At 66.7% G+C, this 1,770-nt stretch carries 1 protein-coding gene; it reads right to left on the reverse strand.

All coding sequences use genetic code 11. The annotated features are described in order from the left end of the window. Positions 1-1,770 (reverse strand): LPD3 domain-containing protein (locus A39O_RS32665; protein WP_040527515.1); only part of this gene is annotated, 1,770 nt, incomplete at both ends.

The raw sequence follows: 1,770 nt of genomic DNA on the forward strand, positions 1-1,770 counted from the left end.
GGCCGGGCCAGGCGGCTGCACCTGGCCGCGATACACCACCAGCGGCTCGCCGTTGGGGTCGCGCACCTGGGACGCGGCGGGCTTGTCGGGTCCGAGCAGATCGCCTAGACTCACGGTAACGCCTGACCGTGTAGGGCCGGTAGCAGCCGGATAGCCAAGAGCACCATCGGTGCCGCCCTTGTTCACGGCAGGCGTTATTTCGATATCCGCCAGATGCTCGACCAACGCTGCCTTGTGGTCCTTGTAGGCGGTGGATCGGTCATGGCGCACATCGGCCTTGATGCGCACGGCATACAGTCGCCCGCCAAGTGTCAGCGCACCAACATAGATATCCTGGCCGGCGATCTCCGCGCGATCACTGGGCGCATAATCGACTGCATGTGCTGTTTCCACCAGGGAGCGCAGGACCGCATAGGCGGAACGTTGCGCCTCCCCCTTGCGCTTGAGTGAGTCTTTTAGGCCGCGCGTCGAGAAGCCGATTGGCACGTCGTTACTGCGATTGACCGTAGCCGTCTTGAAGTCCGGGCTTGACAGCAGCCACTTGCGCAACGCTGCCGAATCGTCCAGCGCGACCGGTATTTCGTCGCCGCGCACGGGGACCACGGTCACTGGTGATGCCGGATCGAACTGCCAGTTTCCAAACCACCGTTTGAAATTCGGCGTCCGCGCCAGCACCCACTGCCGCTCATTGAGCCGGGTCGGCTGTCCGTTTGGCGCCTTCAACCACCCCGGCGTCCCGCGGTACTTGGCCTCCACCGCCCGGTACTGGCGCACCGCCTCGGCCAACTCCGCGGGCGTCACCTCGGCATCCCCGGCGTACTGCTTCAGCAGCGCGGTCAGTGCGGGGTCAGGCGCGGGCTCGGGGTCCGCCGCGTCCGCGTCCGGTCCCTTGACGTGATGGCGTTGCTGATGCGGGGCGTGATAGTGCCCGTGCGTGTCGGTGTACCCGCGGTGTTGCACCTCCTGCGCGAACAGGTCGGTGATGCGGCCCTTGGTGCCGGGCGCGATGGCCTTAAAGAACAGGTAGCGCGGCCCCCGGCCTAGCGCTGGCCTTGCTTGACCGCCGCCAACAACCCCGCCATCACGCGCGGATCGCGCTCGGCCTGCTGGATCAGGGCGATCAGCGGATTGACCGCGGGCTTTGAAGAGGTCGTCTTGCGCGGGGGCTTGGCGGTCTTTTTGGTGACGCTCATGGGTCTGTCTCAACAAGGTGGCTTTATCGGGGGGCGGGTCGCCGAACAGTGATCCCTGGTTGGGGTCGCCGGCCGCCCGCACCGCCTCATAATAGTCCAGCAGGAAGGCGCCGATGGCCTTGGCGCTGCGCAGATTGCTGTCGAAGTGACGCAGGATCAGCGACGCCTCGGGTGAAATGGCATCACCGAACAGCCCGCCTTGACGCAGGTACTCATCCACCGAGCCGAAGGTCTTGTCCGCCCGCACCTTCGCCAGTGTGGCCGTTGCCGACACGATGTCCGCCGCCACGTCCAGATCATGCAGCCGGCCGGCTTGCGCATCGTCGCGCGCCTGTGCCACGGTCGGGCTGAGCTTGACCAGGGCCGCCAGCACATTGCGCTGTCCGGGGTCCGAGCTTTCGACCATCCGCGCCAGGGTGTCTGAGTCGCCATAGGCGCGGTAGAGCACGGCGTTGCGCAGCCGGGTGATGCCTTCTTGCGAGAGGTCCCCGTCGGCCGCCTGGAAGGCCGGGCGTTGCGCCACCGGAACCGCGGCCAGGAAGCGCCGGATAAAGGGCCGGTTGGCCGCGGTCGTCAG

The sequence above is a fragment of the Lamprocystis purpurea DSM 4197 genome, from assembly GCF_000379525.1.
GTDB classification, from domain to species: Bacteria; Pseudomonadota; Gammaproteobacteria; order Chromatiales; family Chromatiaceae; genus Thiodictyon; species Thiodictyon purpureum.